The organism is Pseudophaeobacter sp. TrK17 (genome assembly GCF_042192375.1).
In the GTDB taxonomy this organism is placed as follows: Bacteria; Pseudomonadota; Alphaproteobacteria; order Rhodobacterales; family Rhodobacteraceae; genus Pseudophaeobacter.
Genome location: NZ_CP071700.1, coordinates 982,266 through 1,002,776, shown reverse-complemented (window position 1 = coordinate 1,002,776; position 20,511 = coordinate 982,266). Strand labels below are relative to the sequence as shown.

The window sequence follows — 20,511 nt, the reverse complement described above, 5'->3', positions numbered from 1 at the left end:
GATGACCACATTGGAAGACATCAAGCCTGGAGCTCTGATCAACGGCATTGTCCCTGACAAGCCGGTCGAAGTGGTGACCTCTCAATGGGTTGGTGCCAATACATTAACCGTCATCTTTCGGGACCGAGACAGCGGGGTTGCCGAGCGAACGTTGTTTCGGGATGATGAGGCTCGACTTTCTGTTGCAGCTACAGGCCGAAATTGGTCGTTTGAGGCAGATGGGGAACTCCTGCGCTTGGTGACCGAGGCGACCCGGATCCAACTGGCCCATCATTTTGACCCTTATCTTGCGATTCATACCAGCCGGGTGATGCCGTTGCCGCATCAGATTTCTGCCGTCTATGGAGAAATGCTACCGCGTCAGCCGCTTCGATTTCTTTTGGCCGATGATCCGGGGGCAGGAAAGACGATTATGGCAGGCCTGTTGATCCGGGAAATGGCCGCGCGCAGCGATCTTGACCGATGCCTGATTGTCGCCCCTGGAAGCTTGGTCGAGCAATGGCAAGACGAATTGGGTAATAAGTTTGGTCTTGAGTTTGAAATCCTGACCAGAGACATGATCGAAGCCTCTCGGTCCGGCAATGTGTTCAGCGAAAAGCATCGGCTGATTGCTAGGCTGGACGTATTGTCTCGAAATGAGGATCTGCAGCAGAAATTACTTGATGCCGATGAGTGGGATTTGATCATTGGCGACGAAGCACACCGTATGTCGGCTACCTATTTTGGCAATGAAGCCAAATATACCAAGCGCTACCAATTGGGCCAGTTGCTCGGGAAGGTTTGCCGCCATTACCTTCTGATGTCAGCGACACCTCACAATGGCAAGGAAGCCGATTTCCAGCTGTTTATGGCCCTGCTGGACGGCGATCGGTTTGAAGGCAAACCCCGCGACGGTGTTCATAGTGCCAATGCCGAGGACATGATGCGTCGCCTCACGAAGGAAGAATTGCTGCGTTTTGATGGACGCCCGCTCTTTCCAGAACGCCGTGCTTATACCATCAAGTACGACCTCTCCTCGCAGGAGGTTTTGCTTTATGATGCCGTGACCGAATATGTTCGGGAAGAGATGAACAGGGTTGCACGGTTCGCAGAAACCGATGGTCGCAAAAAGAACAATGTAGGCTTTGCGTTGCAGATTTTGCAACGCCGGCTCGCCTCATCTCCTGCCGCAATTTACCAATCTCTGAAGCGTCGCCGCGAGAGGCTGGAAGCTGAGCTGAGCGAGGTAATGTTGCAGGGACGGGCACAGGGTCTGCGCGGCGCCTATGAGGATGTCATCCCTGACGATTTCGACGAGATGGAAGAATATGATCCTGCAGAACTGGATCAGGTCGAAGATACTCTGTCGGCTTCTGCCACAACAGCTGAAAATGCTGAACAGCTCAAAATTGAAATCGCCACACTGCAAGGTCTGGAGGCTCAGGCATTCGAGGTTCTTAAATCCGGGGAAGACACCAAATGGACCCAGCTTGACCGTATTCTTGATGACGAATTGATGCGGGACGAAGATGGCAATCGACGCAAACTGATTATCTTCACCGAACCCAAAGACACGTTGTTTGAGAACGGCGGTGCAAAATTAGACCACGGTAGCGCCGCCATATTGGCGGTGCGGGCGGCGTAAAAGTCGTCCACTTTTTCCCTTCTTGCGGCCGCAGGGAGGGCGAGGAGATTTACACCGTGGAACTTTACAGGAAGGTCAGGCTGGCGCGCAGCGAGGGTATGAGCCAGCGGGAGCTGGCGCGTCATTTCAACATATCGCGCGACAGCGTTCGCAAGATGTTGGCGTTCTCAACGCCGCCTGGATACCGGCGCACGAAGGAGATCAAGCGTCCGAAGCTTGATGGATTTACGGAGATCATCGACGGCTGGCTTGAAGGGGACAAGAATGTGCCCCGCAAGCAGCGCCACACGGCGAAGCGGATCCACGAGCGGCTCAAGGCGGAGCACGAGTTCACTGGCGGCTATACGATCATCAAAGACTACGTTCGGCAGCGTGAACGGCGCAGCCGTGAGATGTTCGTGCCTCTGGCACATCCGCCGGGCCATGGGCAGGCCGATTTTGGCGAAGCGGTCGTTGTGATCGGAGGCGTTGAGCAAAAGGCCCACTTCTTCGTCCTGGATTTGCCGCACAGCGATGCCTACTTCGTGCGGGCCTACCCGGCGGCCACGGCGGAGGCCTGGATGGACGGACATGTGCATGCCTTTGCCTTCTTTGGCAGGGTGCCGCAGTCGGTGCTTTATGACAATGACCGCTGCCTAGTCTCGAAGATCCAGCCGGATGGTACCCGGGTACGCGCCAAGCTGTTCAGCGGGTTGCTGTCACACTACCTGTTCCGAGATCGCTACGGACGGCCCGGCAAAGGGAATGATAAGGGGAATGTTGAGGGAATGGTGGGCTATGCTCGCCGTAACCACATGGTGCCGATCCCCCACTTCCCGGACTGGGAGAGCTTCAACGCTTATCTCGAAGAGCAGTGCCGCGCCCGTCAGGGCGACATCTTGCGGGGACATACGGAGACGATCGGCGTGCGCTTGCAACGGGATCAGGCCGAGATGCGCCCCTTGCCAGCCGCTCCCTTTGAGGCCTGCGCACAAGCCAACGGTCGGGTGAACTCCCAATCTTTGGTCCGCTACGACACCAACGATTACTCGGTCCCCGTGGCCTACGGCCATCAGGATGTCTGGGTGCGGGCCTATGTCGATCAGGTGGTGATTGGCTGCCGTGGAGACGTGATCGCGCGCCATCCGCGATGCTACGCGCGCGAGGACATGGTGTTCGATCCGATCCACTACCTCCCGCTCATCGAACGCAAGATCAATGCTTTGGATCAGGCCGCGCCCCTCGCGGAATGGGACTTGCCCGAAGAGTTCGACACGCTGCGCCGTTTGATGGAAGCGCGCATGCTAAAGATCGGTCGTCGCGAATATGTGCAGGTCCTGCGCTTGCTGGAAAGCTTCGGCATGGATGACCTGCACGTCGCCGTAAAGCAGGCCCTGAAGATGGGCGCGGTCGGCTTTGATGCCGTGAAGCATCTGGTGCTGTGCCAGGTCGAGAAGCGTCCACCACGGCTCGATCTCGACGTGTACCCCTACCTGCCACGGGCGCAGGTCGAGACGACATCAGCGGCCAGCTACATGTCCCTGATGTCGGAGGCTGCGGAATGACCCATGTCCCCGAGATCCTGCTGGAACATCATCTCAAGACGCTGAAGCTTCCGACGTTCCTGCGCGAGTATCAGAAAGTTGCGCGCCAATGCGCTGCCGAGGGCTTGGACCACGTCCAGTTCCTGACGCGCTTGGTCGAACTGGAGCTGATCGATCGCGAGCGACGGATGGTCGAGCGCCGCATCAAGGCGGCCAAGTTCCCGGCCACCAAAAGCCTCGACAGCTTCGACTTCAAGGCGATCCCCAAACTGAACAAGATGCAAGTGCTGGAGCTGGCGCGCTGCGACTGGATCGAGCGGCGTGAGAACGTGATCGCCCTTGGCCCAAGCGGCACGGGCAAAACCCATGTCGCCCTCGGCCTGGGGCTTGCCGCTTGCCAGAAAGGGATGACGGTCAGCTTCACCACCGCCGCAGCCTTGGTCAACGAACTGATGGAAGCGCGTGACGAGCGCCGCCTGCTTCGGGTTCAAAAACAGATGGCCAACGTAAAACTGCTGATCATCGACGAATTGGGCTTTGTCCCTCTCTCCAAAACCGGGGCCGAGTTGCTCTTTGAATTGATCTCGCAACGCTACGAGCGTGGGGCCACGCTGATCACCAGCAACTTGCCCTTCGATGAATGGACGGAAACCTTCGGCACCGAGCGCCTCACCGGCGCGCTTCTCGACCGGTTGACCCACCACGTCAACATCCTCGAGATGAATGGCGAGAGCTATCGCCTGGCTCAGAGCCAAGCGCGAAAAGCCACCAAAACCCCCTGATCGAAAATCCATGGCTTGGCCCTCACGGGCCAAGACGGCCAGTCAACCGCCAGCTATTTGGGGAGCGCGGTTGACTGGCCGCCTGCGCTCTGCGCACCCGTCACGCACAACACCAAAGTGGCCTACTTTTGCGCCGCCCAATGGTCTGATTTTACTCCGCCGTTGACAGAAAGCGTTCTCGCTCAGTCGATCCAGACCCGCGTTTTGCGCGGACGGTACCCTATTGCCGATCGAAAGAAAGGATCCCAGCCTTGATCTTGAATATTTGGAAAACCAAGACACCTGCGCCCGTCGCCCAAGCGATGCCCTCGCCTGCAAGACAAGGAGGGGGTCGTGTCTGAGACCGATACACTGATCCCGGGCTCTGCAAAGCTTCGGGAATATTTCGAACAGAAACTGCAGCGTGACTGGAATGGCGCGCGCCCCGGCAAGGATCCGTCCCGCAAACCGCCCGCTGTCGCAGCCACGCCGGACGACGCCCTTCATGGGCTGATGATCCTTCGATTGTACCGCGCCATGCACGATGCCGGGCTGGAAAGTCTGGACGTGCCAGCTGGCTTCATCCTCGAGATTGCCGGGGCGACAGAACCCGATCGCGACCGGCTGTTCGTCCTTTTGCCGGATATGGACCTGTGGCCGGAAAATGCCGAGCCGGCGATCGTGACCGAGCGATCAGCCGGGGGGCGGCCGGGGTTTCACAAAATGGTGGATCGACGCCTATTGGAGGGCGCGGCTGTCATTGCGCTTTCGGCCCGGCGGGAAAGCCTGGCCTCAGAGCAATCATCCTTGGTCTTGTCCGCGCTCACTCTGCCAGCCGTCAATAGCAGGATGATTGCTGAGGTCCTGCGCCAGATTCATGCGGCCAGCCATGTCGAGGTTTCGCTCAAAGACAGGGAGATTGCGAAGCTATCCGCCACGCAGCTTATTCCAGTTTTCGCGGCGCCGGATGTCAAACAGGCGATTGAGCAGCTGCAGCTCGTTCTTCAGACTGCCCGGCCCAAGCTGCATGGGTCACTCGATGATGTCTACGGCCAACCTGAAGCCGTGTCAGCGATGCGGCAGGTCATTGTCGACATCGAAGAGTGGCAGGCCGGTCGGTTGGACTGGCAGGAGGTCACAAAAAGTTTTCTGTTGCTTGGGCCACCGGGCACCGGGAAAACCCTGATTGCAACAGCATTTGCCGGATCGGCCGGAGTTGGTTTCGTTAAGACGAGCTACTCGGACTGCCAGAAAAATGGGCACCAAGGCGATATGCTCAAGGCCCTCAATAATGCGGCTGAAGAAGCCATTCTGAAGGCCCCTGCAGTCTTCTTTGTCGACGAAATTGATAGCTTCTACAACCGTGACAACAGCGAGAACGGTTACATCATTGGAGTGGTCAATGGTCTTCTGACATTGATTGACGAGCTGTCGGCAACGCCAGGCGTCATTTTGATCGCCGCCAGCAATGATCGTGATCGCATCGATCCAGCTGTCGTCAGGCCAGGACGCTTCGACAAACATATTTTTGTCAGGCCACTCGATCGCGATGGCGTCCGTCATTTCTTGCTAAAAGAGCTTGGCGGGGTTTTGGATGAAAGCGCCACCTCAGGGTTTGTCGACCAGCTTGCTGGCGCCACCGGTGCGCAACTGACCGCTCTGGTGCGGGATGCAAAGACCCGAGCGCGCGCATCCCGCCGACCGCTTGATTTCTCTGACATTCAGGCAGCGGCTGACGTCATGCTGCCGACCCTCGGCCTCGATCACGTCTGGCGGATCGCGGTGCATGAAGCTGGGCACCTTCTTGCTGGTCATCTCCTCGGCCTTCCTGTCGCGCGCCAAGTGCGCGTCACCGCTCGCGGGGGGCATGTTCTGATCCCGGAAGTTGCCGTCGAAACGAAAGAAACTGTCGAAGCACGGATGTCAGTGCAATTTGCCGGTTTTGCAGCCGAGTGCATCTTGCTTGAAAAACCCTCTTTCGGAGCGGGCGGCTCAATGGTCAGTGATATCGCGCAGGCAACAAAACTTGCGATACGCTCTGAGGTCAGCCACGGCCTTGGCAAAGACATCTCATGGCGTGATGGCAGGACGCCTTTGGACCTGTTGCCAAAGCCCATTCAGAGACGTGTTGAGGCCGTTCTACAGAACGCAAGGACGGCAGCTTTCGAGCTTTTGCAGGCCAACAAGCCTGCACTTTTGGCTCTCGCCAAGATTTTGGAACAAAGGCGTGAATTGGATGGGGCGGACATTATCGACGTTCTTTATGAAGCAATGGGGCGTCAGCATGACAATTGACGAGCAACCATTCGATCCCCTTTGGCCTTTGCAAGATGAAATTCGCTTGGTCCGCAGTCTGCTTGGATCAGGTGGGGGTGGTAACGACAACCCAGCAATCGAGCTCGGCCGATGCTTGCGTTTCATAGTCAATGAGTACAGACTTGACGCGCGACGCGACCGGGCAGAGCCCCCGACGTTGCTGGATATTCTGGACACCCTGGAAGGGCTCAGCACGACGCCGCCAGCGGCAGACGTCCTCGCAAACGCGCCGCTGCTGGAGGACTGGTCCCCCGGCAGCGGGGTTGACGGCTGTGCCCGCCTATATGGCAGCGTGACAGGCCATCCGCGTCTGCGTGACGGTGCCAGGATCTTTACATCGCCTTACCTAAGGCTCGATTGCAAGAATGGCTGGGCGCGCAGTTGGAGCCGGTTTTATCGACTCGGGACATACAATCGCAGCTTTATGGGCGAGTTGATCCTCGACGAGGTTTTAGACCCGCATACGCGGTCGATTGAAATCCCGACAAGGTGACGACTTGAAGGGGATGAGTGATCTTTCCCTGCATTGCGAGGGGCCTGTATGCGTGGAGCATTGGGGGGGCAAAGTGCGAATGACACGTGGCCACGCAACGCAGCAATGACGGGTGAAGTGAAAGGCGTTTTTTCGCAACAGGTAATTTTCCGTAGGTGCCAGGAGGAGGGATAGCCTCGAAGTCCTTACACTGCCTTGTCCCACCTGCGAATGCTTCACTCAGGAACTGTTTTTCGCTTATGAGAACAACATGAGCGGATTGACTGAGTTTGAAGTCGCGCGGCTGCGCTGGATGGAACTGAATTTACGGCTTCCGGACGCCGGGGTGCTGAACACTTTTCCAGATGAGTTGGCTTGCCATGCTCGCCTTGTTGAAATCAGGTGGCCTAACGGCGTTCATTGCCCGAGGTGTCATGAAGAGTTCATCGGTTTTCTTGAAGGTCGGCAAACGTTTCACTGCCAGACCTGTCTTTTCCAGTTTACGTCAAAGTCTTACAGCTTACTTCATCGCAGCCGCGTCAGTTTGACGAACTGGTTCCAAGCGACCGAGACGATCATCCAAGCGTATTCGCATGATGCGATGGGCGTATCGTTGACTGGTAAATCCCTTGCCAGCCAGTTGGGGATTTCTTACGCGGCCACGTGTCGCTTACGGGGCCTGATTATGGGCGACATCGCGAAACACGGCCATGACAGCCTGATTGCCCGCTGTATCTGCATCGAATCAATTTCTAGTCCAGAAGGGCTTTCCGAGGGGTCGGAGGCATATTTTCTTTGGATCCACGACCAATATACGCTCCGGTCAGAACGGCTGCGCAATTTCTGAGCTCATTCTTTGCGCTTTTTCGCATCCCGTTTTGACCGCGCGGTAGGCCCTCCCTGCATGCGAAAATATGCGACTATTGAGTTAACGAGATTCTCTATCCACAGATATCCGACATCAAGAGGGCTATTTCGCCCCAAATCTTGTTCCAGTTTGAGCGGAACCTCGATATTTTGTGGATGACACAAATGCGAAAAAAAAGGGAGACACGCTGCAGGCATTCAATCGCACCATCGGCATTTTTGCGAATAAAAAAATCGCTGAAATAATTTCCAATAGACCGAAAAACCCTATTACAATCAAATGCTTGCAAAGCAAGTCCGGATCGGACATCCAGTTTATCAATAATCAAAAAAGACCCAAATCAAGCCTCGTACGGGAGCCGACAAAGAACAGAAGAAACAGCAGAAAAGAAAACGCACGTCACTGACGTGACGCGCGCAAAGTCGGGGCAGATACCGCCCGTAGATCACTTGCCAAAAAGGGCCATGGCAAGCGCGGAACTCCCCGAAATCAGATGAAACAAGTCGGAACCATGATTCCGGCAACGGAGAGATTATGGCCGAAAAGGACAACAGCACGGCTCAGATAGAGAGAGAAAAATGGAATGCGTTCGGGAACGTGAGCGTTATTGACGGCGTCGATCCTGAAGCGGGCGAGTTCAAAATCTTCCCGTCCCCTGATCTCAATGTGGGGTACGAGGGATTGGACCAAATCCTTCCTTATGATGGGCTGCGCAACACAGTACATCGGAGCCATTGGTCAAAAACCGGAAAGCTTTCTGGTCGTACCGAGGACGATGATAACCTGCCACGTCCCGTCGGCTTCGAAAGCAGCTTGGAGCGATCAACGGCGATCTCTTGCTTAATCCATCCAAATACATGGGGTCTAAAATGCCAGCCGCTAAAGGTCATTTTCGATAAGCCAATCGATGAGGTGAAGTCTAATACCCTCGATTTCTTACTGACCCGCAAAGACGGTTCGAAAACGTACATGTTTGTACGCAACGAAGACAGCCTGGGGCACCCGAGGACTGCATTGATCTGCGAGGCAATTCGTGAAAAATTGCCCACCGGTGTTGGCTTCGCTCAAATTTCCGAAGCAGCTTATCCGGCACCAGAGCGCGGAAACCTTGAGAGGAAACTCATTGCCAAACGCGTTCCAGATGCTGAGGCCGATCAACGTCTGGCGGAAGTCCTCCAGGACCTTAGAAATTCAGATTGCTTCACCGTAGAAGAGCTTGTTGTGCGTTGCCGGATGGGGCCGCGTCTAGCGGATGACGGACGTGCTTTTGACGCAGTTCTCCGGGCGATTGCAGACAGAAAACTGGCCGCTTCTAGGTTTGAAACAACCGACTATCCAACGATCTTACGGTGGCCGGAATGAGAGCTATGCGGGAGTTTGGGTGATGGCGTGATTTGAAGGGCGGCGTATTGTGGCGGTGTAAAAGCCAGCCAGAACCTCACAAGGAGCAATACGCCATGAAGAACGATACAGACATTCTGCCATTTCGCCAATCGGATTCGATCACAGATCCATTGACCGAGCTTGCGCGGGAAGGGGCGCGGCGCATGCTGGCGGAGGCATTGAAAGCCGAAGCTGATGCTTTTGTCGCCAGTTTCGCCGATGACCGACTGGAGGATGGCCGCCAACGGATTGTGCGGCATGGATTTGGACCAGAACGTCAGATCCAGACGGGGATTGGCGCACTGGATGTGCAGCGACCGAAGGTGCGCGACCGGAAGGCGACCCCTGATGCAGCCTCAAAAGTCCGCTTCACGTCGAACATATTGCCCAAATGGGCGCGCCGCTCGGTCAGTCTGGATGCGCTTTTGCCGGTGCTTTACCTGAAAGGTATCTCAACCGGCGATTTCCAGGAGGCGCTGTCAGCCATTTTAGGGGCTGATGCACCCAACCTGTCGCCCAGCGTACTGGCCCGCCTGACAGCGGGTTGGCAGACAGATTATGACAGCTGGGCGCAGCGAGATCTATCGGCTCGTCACTACGTCTACATCTGGGCGGATGGTGTCTATCTTCAGGCGCGGATGGAAGAAAATGCCGAGTGTATGTTGGTGATCATTGGCGCGACACCGGAGGGTAAGAAGGAACTGCTCGGCTTTCAGGTCGGCCTTCGAGAGAGCACGCAGAGCTGGCACGAGTTGCTGACTGACATCAAGAAGCGCGGACTGTCCGTCGCGCCCGAGATCGCGGTTGGCGATGGGGCCATGGGCTTCTGGAACGCGCTGGATAAGGCGTTTCCAAGCACAAAACACCAGAGATGCTGGGTACATAAGGTGAAAAATGTGCTGAACTATTTTCCCAAGCAAATGGGACCCGGCGTGAAGTCGGATCTGGACAACATTCAGCACGCCGACACCCGTGCTGCCGCAATATTTGCCTTGGATACTTTCAAAGACAAATATGGCGTGAAATACGAAAAAGGTGTGGCCTGTCTGATCAAGGACAAGGACGCGATGCTGGCATTCTTCGACTTCCCGGCCGAGCATTGGGGCCATCTGCGCACCTCGAATCCCATCGAGAGCGTCTTCGCAACGGTGCGGCATAGAACGGTGCGCACCAAAGGCGCACTCTCGCAAAAGACCGCAAAACTGATGGTCTTCACCCTCATCCAGTCCGCATCGAAAACATGGCTGCGCCTCAAAGGCAGAAATCAGTTGCCAAAAGTCATCGAAGGAATCAAATTCAACGACGGCGTCGAAGTGAAGAATGACGCCAAAAACCGCGCCGCCTGATGACGCGCGTCACCCAAATTCAAGCATAGCTCCCGGAATGAATGCTGTCGTCCAATCATTTCATTTTCAACCGGGCACCTTGATCGCCTACGACGGTTATCAAGTGGTTGTCGTCGGAGCGGTCAAAGGAGGGGTTACTGTCCGCGATAGGTTTGTTGGTAGGGACGAAAAGCCCCAATACATGGTCATCACGGACGAGAAGATCCACGAACTTTTGACTCGCTTGGATGTCGAGATTGATCAGGATTTCAGCGCAGAAGCCCCCTCAATCGCAGAAACTATGGTTGGGCACCATGCCCAAGTCTCTTTTGAAAACCGCTCAGCGAAAGACAAGCGAGCTGCGTACCAACGTGAAGCTTGGTGCCTAGCCGCCAGGGCGGTTCTGAAAGGAGAGCCTGCCACTTACACCGAAAAGCAAATCCAGGATAACTACGATGAAATCAAAGCGCGTGCTACTGATCGGCAACGATTGAACGCACTAGGTTCAACCACCAAGAACGGAGAATTCAAAGCACGTGGTTGGGGGGCTAAGTCGATCAGCAATTACTGCCGGACTTACTTCGAGGTGCCGTACGCAAAACGGCATCCGCGGCTGTTGATCAGCAAACCACCTGTCAATAAAGGGCGTCTGCAAATGAGCCTCGCCTGCAGTGATCTTTTGGATCAATGTTGTCAGGCCTATCTCAACACAGCACAGCCTTCGAAAACATCCATATACGAGCTGGTAAAGAAAAAGTTTGCGGCGGCACAGAAGCAGAGCGCCCAGAATGGCCGCAACCAAAATTTCACGGTGCCCCACAAAAACACGGTTTTCAAGCGACTGAATAAATTTTCAAAGCTGCAGTTGGTGGTTGGACGGGAAGGCTACCAGGCTGCCCAGAAACAATTTTCACCGACACAACATGGTGTACGCGCCCTCAAGCCCGGTGAAATGATCGAACTCGACTTCTGGCAGGGCGATGTGTTCACATTCAGCAAACAAAGTAAATTCTGGGGCATTCTGACGCCAGATGTCCAAAAACTGCTCAAAGACGGAAAGCGGCGCGGCAAGAAAAAACAGCGGCAAAGGCTGTGGATCTGCATTGCTGTAGACGTGGCAACACGCGTGGTCCTCGGTGCAGGAATGGCCGAAAAGCCAAATTCGGCAACGGTCATTGATGTTCTTGACCAAATTATGCGCGACAAGACCGATATCGGTCGATTGGCGGGATGCACTTCGGTTTGGTCGCAACGTTGTGGTATCGGAACGATCATCGTGGATACCGGGCCAGAATTTTTTAATGACGAGGTGCAGGAAGCTATCCTTGCCGCTGGCGGCTCATTCATCTTTGGCCGCGCCGGCGTTCCAATGGACAAGCCTTTCGTCGAGCGGTTCTTTGGTGGGCTAAGGACAACGCTGGCAGACGAACTGCCGGGCAAGACCGGGTATTCTCACACCTGTCTCGCAGCATATGATAAAGAAGGTATGGCTGTCTTCAATGCAGAGGAATTTCGGCATCTGTTGATCCGGCATCTTGTCGATCACTATCATTTAGAGGTGCATGATGGGCTCTTGGGCAAGCGTCCAATCGATGCTTGGAGGGATGCTCAGAAATACCGTGCCGTGCCACCTCCACCTTTGCGCGTGCGGCGCAATGCGACGGGCTTGAAGCTGACGCGCATGCTTACAAAAGAGGGAGTTCGTATATGCGGTATCCCATTCGGCGATGCCTCGCTCTTCCCAAAGCATATCAGTCAAGGCAAGCGATTGGTCGAAGTTCGACTCGACCCAAACGATTTACGTGAAATCAGTATCAAGATTGATGGCCAGACAGTGCATCTTGAAAATCAGCGTAAAGATCTCGCACATCACACGATGCGTACATTGATGGCGGCCATAAAGGAGATGACGGCAACAAATCCCAAAGGAGCTATGCTTGAATTTGGGTGACGCGCGTCATCAGGCGGCGCGGTTTTTGGCGTCATTCTTCACTTCGACGCCGTCGTTGAATTTGATTCCTTCGATGACTTTTGGCAACTGATTTCTGCCTTTGAGGCGCAGCCATGTTTTCGATGCGGACTGGATGAGGGTGAAGACCATCAGTTTTGCGGTCTTTTGCGAGAGTGCGCCTTTGGTGCGCACCGTTCTATGCCGCACCGTTGCGAAGACGCTCTCGATGGGATTCGAGGTGCGCAGATGGCCCCAATGCTCGGCCGGGAAGTCGAAGAATGCCAGCATCGCGTCCTTGTCCTTGATCAGACAGGCCACACCTTTTTCGTATTTCACGCCATATTTGTCTTTGAAAGTATCCAAGGCAAATATTGCGGCAGCACGGGTGTCGGCGTGCTGAATGTTGTCCAGATCCGACTTCACGCCGGGTCCCATTTGCTTGGGAAAATAGTTCAGCACATTTTTCACCTTATGTACCCAGCATCTCTGGTGTTTTGTGCTTGGAAACGCCTTATCCAGCGCGTTCCAGAAGCCCATGGCCCCATCGCCAACCGCGATCTCGGGCGCGACGGACAGTCCGCGCTTCTTGATGTCAGTCAGCAACTCGTGCCAGCTCTGCGTGCTCTCTCGAAGGCCGACCTGAAAGCCGAGCAGTTCCTTCTTACCCTCCGGTGTCGCGCCAATGATCACCAACATACACTCGGCATTTTCTTCCATCCGCGCCTGAAGATAGACACCATCCGCCCAGATGTAGACGTAGTGACGAGCCGATAGATCTCGCTGCGCCCAGCTGTCATAATCTGTCTGCCAACCCGCTGTCAGGCGGGCCAGTACGCTGGGCGACAGGTTGGGTGCATCAGCCCCTAAAATGGCTGACAGCGCCTCCTGGAAATCGCCGGTTGAGATACCTTTCAGGTAAAGCACCGGCAAAAGCGCATCCAGACTGACCGAGCGGCGCGCCCATTTGGGCAATATGTTCGACGTGAAGCGGACTTTTGAGGCTGCATCAGGGGTCGCCTTCCGGTCGCGCACCTTCGGTCGCTGCACATCCAGTGCGCCAATCCCCGTCTGGATCTGACGTTCTGGTCCAAATCCATGCCGCACAATCCGTTGGCGGCCATCCTCCAGTCGGTCATCGGCGAAACTGGCGACAAAAGCATCAGCTTCGGCTTTCAATGCCTCCGCCAGCATGCGCCGCGCCCCTTCCCGCGCAAGCTCGGTCAATGGATCTGTGATCGAATCCGATTGGCGAAATGGCAGAATGTCTGTATCGTTCTTCATGGCGTATTGCTCCTTGTGAGGTTCTGGCTGGCTTTTACACCGCCACAATACGCCGCCCTTCAAATCACGCCATCACCCAAACTCCCGCATAGCTCATCCCAAAGACCGTAAGTTCTATGAATATGTCTTGGCCAAACACGCAAATTGGCAGTCGGAGAAAATCCGAGTGGGAATTGAGAAGCATGGGCTGCCTTCTACGGACATCACCGTCGAAAAGATCAACTGGTTTGAAACCACTCACTGCTTGCGGCTTCAGATCATGGCCAATCCCGAGAAAGCTATGTCCGCCGACATTGACGCGGTGCTCGAAGGAAAAACCGGCAAGGGTATTTTTACCCCCGAGGATATTCACCGCGAGAAGGCCGAGGCGGCTCGTCTGAGCCCTGCTGATAAATGTGATGATGAGCTTCAGCCAGAGAGTGTTTCGACCGCCGATGTGCCAGAGGAAACTGCCAATGATATGGGCGCCTCGTCTGGAAATAAAAACCGGAAGGCGACCGGTTCATCACCTAAGAAGGTGCAGCCTAAGCCCGAAATGTCCTCGCAGGGACGATTTACAGGACCTCCTAAAGGAAAGGGAAAGTTTAAATGACCGCAACGACGACCACGACCGTAATGTCACGCAAGCAACGCAATGTCTTTCTTAAGTCCCAGTATTTTGAAATGCCACGAGCGGGCAAGCTTGACGAGCTGATTGAAGAACTTGCTGATGATTTCGACGCCGGAAAATTGACTGGTGAACGCTTCGAGGGCGCAGGTATCGTCGTGATTGGCGAAAGTGCATCAGGCAAATCGAAAGAAATCGACGAGGCAATAAAGCGGCTAAAGACGAAGCTGCCGAAGATGGAGTGCGGGTTGGAGAATCGCATTCTGCAAGAGGCATTAGTTGGGGAAACGACCTGGAAAGCGCTGGGATTGCAGCTTCTTGAAAAACTTGGATATCCGCTTGCTGCCAGTCGGACAGAACATGAAATCTGGTCACGCGTTCGAAGCCAATTGAAAGGCCAAGGCATTTGGCTTGTTCACATCGATGAATGCGAGACTGTGCCGAATTTTGTGCCTGACGCGTTTTTTTACGCCATTGGGAAGCGGTCTTCGAACATGATGGCAAGCTGACTTCTGACAGCGTGCCATTCGCGCACCGAACGCTTCCATTCGGTGGATGTAGCATTGAGCGCCAGATAGATCAATTTCGCTGCTGCCTCATCGCTTGGGAAGTGACCGCGGGTTCGGACGGCGCGCCGGATCTTCGAATTCAATGCCTCAATGGAATTCGTGGTGTAGATCAGCCTGCGCACCTCGGGCGGGTAGTCGAGGAACGGGATCACCTCGTTCCAGGCCCGGCGCCAGCTCGGTGCGATGGCCGGATACCGCCTAGCCAGATCGCTCTCCTCGAACTCTGCCAGAGCGGCCTCGGCCGCGTCGGCATCCACCGCCGTGTAGATCGTCTTTAGCGCCGTGGCGACGGCCTTGCGGTCCTTGTAGCTGGCAAAGCTCATGGAATGGCGCAGCAGGTGAACGATGCAGGTCTGGACCTGGGTCTGGGGAAAGGCCGCTTCGATGGCCTGCGGGAAGCCCTTCAGCCCATCCACGACGGCGATCAGGATGTCCTGGACGCCCCGGTTGCGCAGATCGTTCAGGACCTTGGCCCAGAACTTTGCGCCCTCATTGGCCTGGAACCACAGGCCCAGAACGTCGCGTGTGCCGTCGGGCAGAACCGCGAGGGCCACGAAGACCGCCTTGTTCGAGACGGCTCCATCGCTGCGGATATTGACCCGGATCGCGTCCATGAAGATGATCGGATAGCAGGGTTCCAGAGGGCGGTTCTGCCAGGCGGTGACCTCCTCCATGACCGCGTCGGTAATCGCGGAAATCAGGCTGGGCGAGGCTTCGATGCCATAGATTTCCTCGATATGCCCCTGGATCTCGCGGGTCGTCATGCCCCGGGCATACATGCTGATGATCTTGCGATCGAACTCGGGAAAGCGGCGCTGATACTTAGCGATCAGCATCGGATCGAAGGTGCCGTTCCGGTCGCGGGGGATGTCCAGAACGACCTTGCCGCTGTCGGTGGTCACGGTCTTCTGACTGCTGCCATTGCGCCGATTGGCCGGCTGATTATACCCCTCAGGGGCTTCCTCGGCGCGTTCTTCACCGAGATGGACGTCCATCTCCGTGCTCAGTGCCCGTTCCGCCAGCGCCTTTGTCAGCTCGGACAGAATGCCGTCCTTGCCAAACAAATCACCAGGCGCGCGGCCTTCCATCAATCGGTCCAAGATCTCTTTATCGATGCTCATACGTGGGTCTCCTCTTCGAGCAGTTACCACGTCAGCGCACAAAATTCAGGATAGTCCCATGAATGCCAGCATATGTTTGAAACGCTCGGCGAAACGGAAACCAAAAAGGTCATCAACTCCCTCAAGACGTTTATGAAGCATCGGGACTGGCCGGTTGCACTCATCCTGAGCGGCATTCCTAAATTGCTCGATAAAGTCAACCTCGACCCGCAGTTCAGAAACTTAATGACGCCCTTCACGCTTGCTCCGTTGGATCGCAACTCAGACGACCTCTACGAGATAGATACGGTCGTGTATTCCCTCGGAGAGGCGCTCGGAATTGATGTCGACGCCCTGCGTGATACGGACGTTTATCAGAGGATATCCTTCGGTCACGAGGATCTTTACGGCAAAATTTTCAGATTCATTTTTTACGTATTCAAGAAGTTGCCAGAAGATGAAGCCACGCTTACGATCGACCATCTTGCTGAAGCATACGAGAAGTACACTGGGTGCACCCCGGGTCATAATGTTTTCATCCGTGATGACTACATGGAGTGTAATGTCAAAGAGCTGATGGCTGGCATGGATGAGTGAGGCCTGCGGGCGACCTTTGACCAAATCCGGACAGCCCGTGCTTTCGCACATATCCAATGCGTTCGATCCTCTAGCTCAAGCATTGGTGTTTCGGGCCCAGTTTTGAAACGAGCCCCCTTTCTAAAAATTTTATTCGCCTTCGCCTGCCTATTGGAACTTCATTGTGACGTTCAGTTGGCGGCAATGACTGAAGCTTGCGTGCCTTAACAACGCGAACTGAGCTGGCCGTTTTGTGCTTGCTTTGACTATCAGTTCGATCTTTTCGAAAATACGTCATCTGAAGACTGATTGCCCTCATAAACAGGAGGGCATTGTGCTACTAGAAACCGGTCAATTTTTTTCGCAAACTTGCATCCAGAGAAAGCTCGTCGTATTCTACATCTGCGAAAAAAGATTTTTTGCGTGACTGGTTTTTTAAGAAAAAAACAGGTGGAACGCGGAAAAACTGAGGGGTGACTCAAATTAGATTTCCCTTTAAAATCAACAGGCAAAAATTGGGTCACGGAAAAGAACAGGTGTAACTGACAATGTCTATGGCGATCCGGCGCCAACCGACCATGCCGGGCTGATGCAGCTCACCAGTCGCGGCGGCGTCCGTATTGACAGACTGGAGGGGGTGCGCCCGGTGGCCTATGAAACCCTCAGCCCCAAACCTCATCGCTGGACCCAGGCGGTCTCGCTGTGCCTGCCCACAGAGGATGCGGCAATGCACCAGCGCGACGTGTTGACAGCGCTTGGCCCAGACACCGACGCCCTGCGCATGGAGGATCGCAGTGCCGAGCTCTTTGATATGGGGCTGGGCCAGTATCAGGCTGATTTTTGTATCCGTACTGCCGACCCCGAGCTTTTGGCAGTGCTGAACCAAAACGCGGGGCGGTCGCTTTTTGAACAGGGCAATCCGGCGCTGGGGGCCATTCTGAAAGCCCATCCACATCGCGTGGTGCTGACCCAGATCGGTCGCGTCGAAGTCTATCAGATGATCGGCGGCCCCGACACCGGCGGCAAATCTCCTGAAGGGCCACACACACATGTGCTGCCCAAGCTCCTGAAAGCCGATCGCACCCATTCCGCCAACACGCCTATCCCCGAGGGCTGGGTGCCCTGCTGCGGTGTACATCCCGAAAACCCGGTCATTGGGCGCCTTGGCGAGGACAAGCCCTTCAACCGTACCGCCTTTGACGCGTTTCAACAGCTGCTGGGCGACTGGGGCGCCCAAGATTACTGTCAGGGGAAAGCTGCGGTTTGGCAGTTGCTGCAGTCAGGAACCCCTGCTGACCGCGCCCAAGAGCCACAAAGCCGCGAAGGCCGGGCTGGCTGGCGCAATGGGATCCGTCAGTGGCACGTGCTGCAGGGATCCAACAGCCTGACAGAGGACTATGCCGCACAGTTTGACCGGGGTGCCGATCAGGCCGACCCGGAAAACCCAGGTCACTAAACTAGGTCACTCACGGAGAGCACGATGTCCTTTGCCCCTCTTTTTGAATTCATGGCGCGCGGTGGCCCTGCCCTTTGGGTGATCGCGGCTCTCTCGGTCCTCACCCTTTCCCTCTTGCTGTGGCGGGTGGCAGAGCTGATGCAAGCAGGCCTTTGGCGCAGATCACAGGCTGAAGCCTGGCTCGACCTCTGGCGCAGGGGCAACGCAGCCCCAAACAGCGCCGCGCGCACGCCACGGGATCGGGTGACGCAGGCTGCGATGCAGGCCGTTTTGACGCCGGCGTTCAGCACCGAGATGGCGGAAAAGGAAGTCACACGCATTGCCAAGGGGGAACTGGCCGTCCTGCGCCGGGGGCTGCGCCCATTGGAATTGATCGCCACCATTGCGCCTCTGGTCGGCTTGCTCGGGACTGTTTTGGGCATGATCGGAGCCTTCCAGGCTCTACAGGACAGCGGCAACGGTGCCGACCCATCGGTGCTGGCCGGCGGGATCTGGGAGGCGCTATTGACCACCGCTGCCGGCATGGCCGTGGCCATTCCCGCTTCGGCGCTCGTGTCCTGGGTTGAGGGTCTGACTGAGCGCGAACAGGCCGCCATGGAAGACATTGCGACCCGTGTTTTCACCAGTTCGGCCACCCGACCGATCCTGCATCAGGCTGCTGAATGACACTGATTTTTGGAACACCACGGGCCAAAAGACGCCTGAGTCTTGCGCCGATGATCGACGTGGTTTTCCTGCTCTTGGTGTTTTTCATGCTGGCCTCGCAGTTCGGCCACGACCGAGCGGTGCCGCTGGCAATGGCGGGCGGGAGCGCCGCCTATTCTGGCCCGCCGCGTCTGGTTCTGGTGACAGCTGACGGGCTGCGGCTGAACGGAATTCCGGTGCAAACCGAAGCCTTGGTAGAACAGATGTCCAAGCTCACCCGTGAGAAATCGGATGCAATCCTCCTGCAACCTGACGCCAGCGCCTCGCTGCAGCAGCTGATGGATGCGGCCGAAGCGCTAACAGGGGCCGGGTTTACCCAGCTCGTGGTCATGGAGTAAGGGCGATGGATTTCTCGCGCCCCCAAAAGCGGCAAACAGGTGAGCCGATCCTGCCGATGATCAATGTGGTCTTTCTGCTGCTGATCTTTTTCCTGCTGTCGTCACAGATCGCCCCACGCGCGCCCTTTGCGGTGGCGCCACCGCAGCTGGAAACTGGTCAGCCCTCTGGCTCAGAAGCCTTGCTGTTCATGGCAGCGGATGGCCGTCTACATTTTTCCGGTGCGCAAGCCGAAGACGCCATGACCGCTGTTTTGGAGCAGGCTTCGGAACTGGAAACCCTCTCCCTCCGTGCTGATGCCAAAGTGCCGGCCAGAGAGGTGGTCCTCCTGATCTCCAAGTTGCGCGATGCTGGCATCCGATCTGTTACTCTCAGAGGGACCAGGCCATGAGTCGACCGGCCCTGTTTCCCATTTGCCTGGGCACAGCCTTGGCGCTGCATATTTTGCCCTTTCTGGTGCTGGACAACGGCGGTTCAAGAGCGGCGGGTTCTGGCAGTGGCGGCAGTGGTCAGGTCACATTGGCTGCAGCCTCTCAGCAACTCGTGCAACAAGCCAAGCAATGGAACCGCCCGCCGGATGTCCCGGATGTTTCCCCGGCAATTGCCACTCCTGAAGTGGCAAGCCAACCCCAGTTTGCAACGCCCCCTGCGCGCCCTGAGGCGCCCTTTCCCGTATCCCATCTTTCCCCGCCTTCGCCCCCACGTCCGGCAACGCCCTTCGCAGATGCAAGCCCGACCTCTTCGGCGTCTCCATCGCCGCCAGCAAAGCCCATCGCACCAGAAAAACCTACGATCACAGCATCAGCGGCCCGCCAGCAAGAGCAAGCTAAAGGCAAACAGCAGCAAGAGATCAAGGGAGATGCAGGGGCGCAGGCCACCACAACCGGTGATCCGAGCCGCGCCACCACCAATCTAAAAAACCGCTGGGGGGCTGCCATCATTGCACGCATTCAGCGGCAGAAACGCCCTCCGCGCGGGGGCGGACGGGGCACAGTCCGCTTAAATATCTCGGTTTCAACCAAGGGACGTCTGATTGCGGTTTCCCTCGCCCAAAGCTCTGGCCACGCTGCAATAGACCAGGCAGCATTGGGGGCGGTTCGAAAAGCCCGCTTACCGCGTTCTCCCAAAGCGATTTCTCCAGGAAATTACAGCTTCACCTTCCGCATGGTCTTCACCGACTGAGAAATACAGTTGCTAGTCACCCTCCTTACGTCGCTTCGGTACCATCGCGAATGACAATCACGCCACGGCCAGTGGTTTTCTTGCGGTGCGCTCCTCGCGCGGGGCTCGGGCACTCTGCTTGGGTTGCGAGGGGGCTTGGGGACCAAGTGTCGTTCCTTTGGGTCAGGAGCCAAGGGAACGAGCCTGTTTCCTGACCTCACGAATGGGGTCATTTATGCGCCCATCCCCCCAAAGCACGACCTTTGGGCTAAGCATGTAAAAGCCTATGCTAAGCCAGCGAAGCCGAAGTTGAGCACTTTTCCGAACGCGGCGCTTCAGAAAGTGGTCGCGTTCGCGGGGGAGGCAACCCATCGCGCAGATGCAGCGACGGCAGGCGTCCCAGTGGTCTTTGTGCTATCAGATGACGGAACGTAACCCGATATTGGAGCAATTCGTGCCTATTGTGGAGACCGGCTTTGCTCCTAAAAACCTACAAC

At 56.2% G+C, this 20,511-nt stretch carries 17 protein-coding genes and 2 pseudogenes; 17 read left to right on the top strand and 2 right to left on the bottom strand.

The features are described 5' to 3' along the window. Nucleotides 1–10 precede the first annotated feature (10 nt). The 9 genes and pseudogenes from JZI28_RS04670 to JZI28_RS04630 all read left to right on the top strand — a co-directional run bounded on the left by JZI28_RS04670 (nt 11) and on the right by JZI28_RS04630 (nt 12,223). On the top strand, nt 11–1,624 hold the full coding sequence (locus tag JZI28_RS04670; protein ID WP_375699389.1) for a DEAD/DEAH box helicase family protein: 1,614 nt from the start codon (nt 11–13) through the stop codon (nt 1,622–1,624). Nucleotides 1,625–1,722: 98 nt separating this feature from the next. Beyond that, a complete protein-coding gene (gene istA, locus JZI28_RS04665; protein WP_066601477.1) occupies nt 1,723–3,168 on the top strand; it encodes an IS21 family transposase in 1,446 nt (481 codons plus the stop codon). Beyond that, nucleotides 3,165–3,929 carry an IS21-like element helper ATPase IstB gene (gene istB, locus JZI28_RS04660; RefSeq protein ID WP_375698424.1) on the top strand — a complete coding sequence of 255 codons (765 nt, stop codon included), beginning with the start codon at nt 3,165–3,167 and terminating at the stop codon, nt 3,927–3,929. The genes istA and istB overlap by 4 nt, the downstream gene beginning before the upstream one ends. Nucleotides 3,930–4,433: 504 nt before the next feature. Continuing rightward, complete coding sequence (locus JZI28_RS04655) at nt 4,434–6,203, top strand: AAA family ATPase (protein WP_375699388.1); 1,770 nt, start codon at nt 4,434–4,436, stop codon at nt 6,201–6,203. 178 nt (nt 6,204–6,381) lie between these two features. After that, on the top strand, nt 6,382–6,717 hold the full coding sequence (locus JZI28_RS04650; RefSeq protein ID WP_375699387.1) for a DUF6634 family protein: 336 nt from the start codon (nt 6,382–6,384) through the stop codon (nt 6,715–6,717). Between the two features lie 250 nt (nt 6,718–6,967). Continuing rightward, complete coding sequence (locus JZI28_RS04645) at nt 6,968–7,543, top strand: transposase (RefSeq protein WP_375699386.1); 576 nt, start codon at nt 6,968–6,970, stop codon at nt 7,541–7,543. 555 nt (nt 7,544–8,098) lie between these two features. Further along, nucleotides 8,099–8,926, top strand: coding sequence for a hypothetical protein (locus JZI28_RS04640; protein ID WP_375699385.1), 828 nt, complete (start codon nt 8,099–8,101; stop codon nt 8,924–8,926). A 54-nt stretch (nt 8,927–8,980) separates the two neighbouring features. After that, a pseudogene (locus tag JZI28_RS04635) lies at nt 8,981–10,293 on the top strand (IS256 family transposase); the annotation flags it as partial. Nucleotides 10,294–10,330: 37 nt separating this feature from the next. Further along, nucleotides 10,331–12,223, top strand: a complete 1,893-nt coding sequence (locus JZI28_RS04630; protein ID WP_375699384.1) for a hypothetical protein — start codon at nt 10,331–10,333, stop codon at nt 12,221–12,223. Nucleotides 12,224–12,232: 9 nt separating this feature from the next. Here the strand turns inward: JZI28_RS04630 and JZI28_RS04625 are convergent. Then, nucleotides 12,233–13,545 (bottom strand): annotated as a pseudogene (locus tag JZI28_RS04625) (IS256 family transposase); the annotation flags it as partial. 125 nt (nt 13,546–13,670) lie between these two features. Between JZI28_RS04625 and JZI28_RS04620 the strand changes: the two are divergent. Further along, on the top strand, nt 13,671–14,096 hold the full coding sequence (locus JZI28_RS04620; protein ID WP_375699383.1) for a hypothetical protein: 426 nt from the start codon (nt 13,671–13,673) through the stop codon (nt 14,094–14,096). Next, nucleotides 14,093–14,620, top strand: coding sequence for an AAA family ATPase (locus JZI28_RS04615; protein WP_375699382.1), 528 nt, complete (start codon nt 14,093–14,095; stop codon nt 14,618–14,620). Before JZI28_RS04620 ends, JZI28_RS04615 begins: the two co-directional genes overlap by 4 nt. Here the strand turns inward: JZI28_RS04615 and JZI28_RS04610 are convergent. Continuing rightward, complete coding sequence (locus JZI28_RS04610; protein WP_107818396.1) at nt 14,578–15,801, bottom strand: IS256 family transposase; 1,224 nt, start codon at nt 15,799–15,801, stop codon at nt 14,578–14,580. The two genes, JZI28_RS04615 and JZI28_RS04610, sit on opposite strands and share 43 nt — an antisense overlap. 72 nt (nt 15,802–15,873) lie before the next feature. Here JZI28_RS04610 and JZI28_RS04605 point away from each other — a divergent pair, with 72 nt between their 5' ends. From JZI28_RS04605 to JZI28_RS04580, 6 genes are all read left to right on the top strand, one after another. Continuing rightward, nucleotides 15,874–16,377, top strand: a complete 504-nt coding sequence (locus JZI28_RS04605) for a hypothetical protein (RefSeq protein ID WP_375699381.1) — start codon at nt 15,874–15,876, stop codon at nt 16,375–16,377. A 568-nt stretch (nt 16,378–16,945) separates the two neighbouring features. Further along, entirely contained in the window at nt 16,946–17,812 is an 867-nt protein-coding gene (locus JZI28_RS04600) for a DUF6925 family protein (RefSeq protein WP_375699380.1), read from the top strand. Nucleotides 17,813–17,836: 24 nt separating this feature from the next. Further along, on the top strand, nt 17,837–18,478 hold the full coding sequence (locus JZI28_RS04595; protein ID WP_295455730.1) for a MotA/TolQ/ExbB proton channel family protein: 642 nt from the start codon (nt 17,837–17,839) through the stop codon (nt 18,476–18,478). After that, on the top strand, nt 18,475–18,855 hold the full coding sequence (locus tag JZI28_RS04590) for a biopolymer transporter ExbD (RefSeq protein ID WP_353402743.1): 381 nt from the start codon (nt 18,475–18,477) through the stop codon (nt 18,853–18,855). The genes JZI28_RS04595 and JZI28_RS04590 overlap by 4 nt, the downstream gene beginning before the upstream one ends. Before the next feature lie 5 nt (nt 18,856–18,860). Then, a complete protein-coding gene (locus JZI28_RS04585) occupies nt 18,861–19,244 on the top strand; it encodes an ExbD/TolR family protein (protein ID WP_375699379.1) in 384 nt (127 codons plus the stop codon). Further along, nucleotides 19,241–20,035: a cell envelope integrity protein TolA gene (locus tag JZI28_RS04580; protein WP_375699378.1), complete on the top strand. Its 795-nt coding sequence runs from the start codon at nt 19,241–19,243 to the stop codon at nt 20,033–20,035. Before JZI28_RS04585 ends, JZI28_RS04580 begins: the two co-directional genes overlap by 4 nt. Nucleotides 20,036–20,511 lie beyond the last annotated feature (476 nt).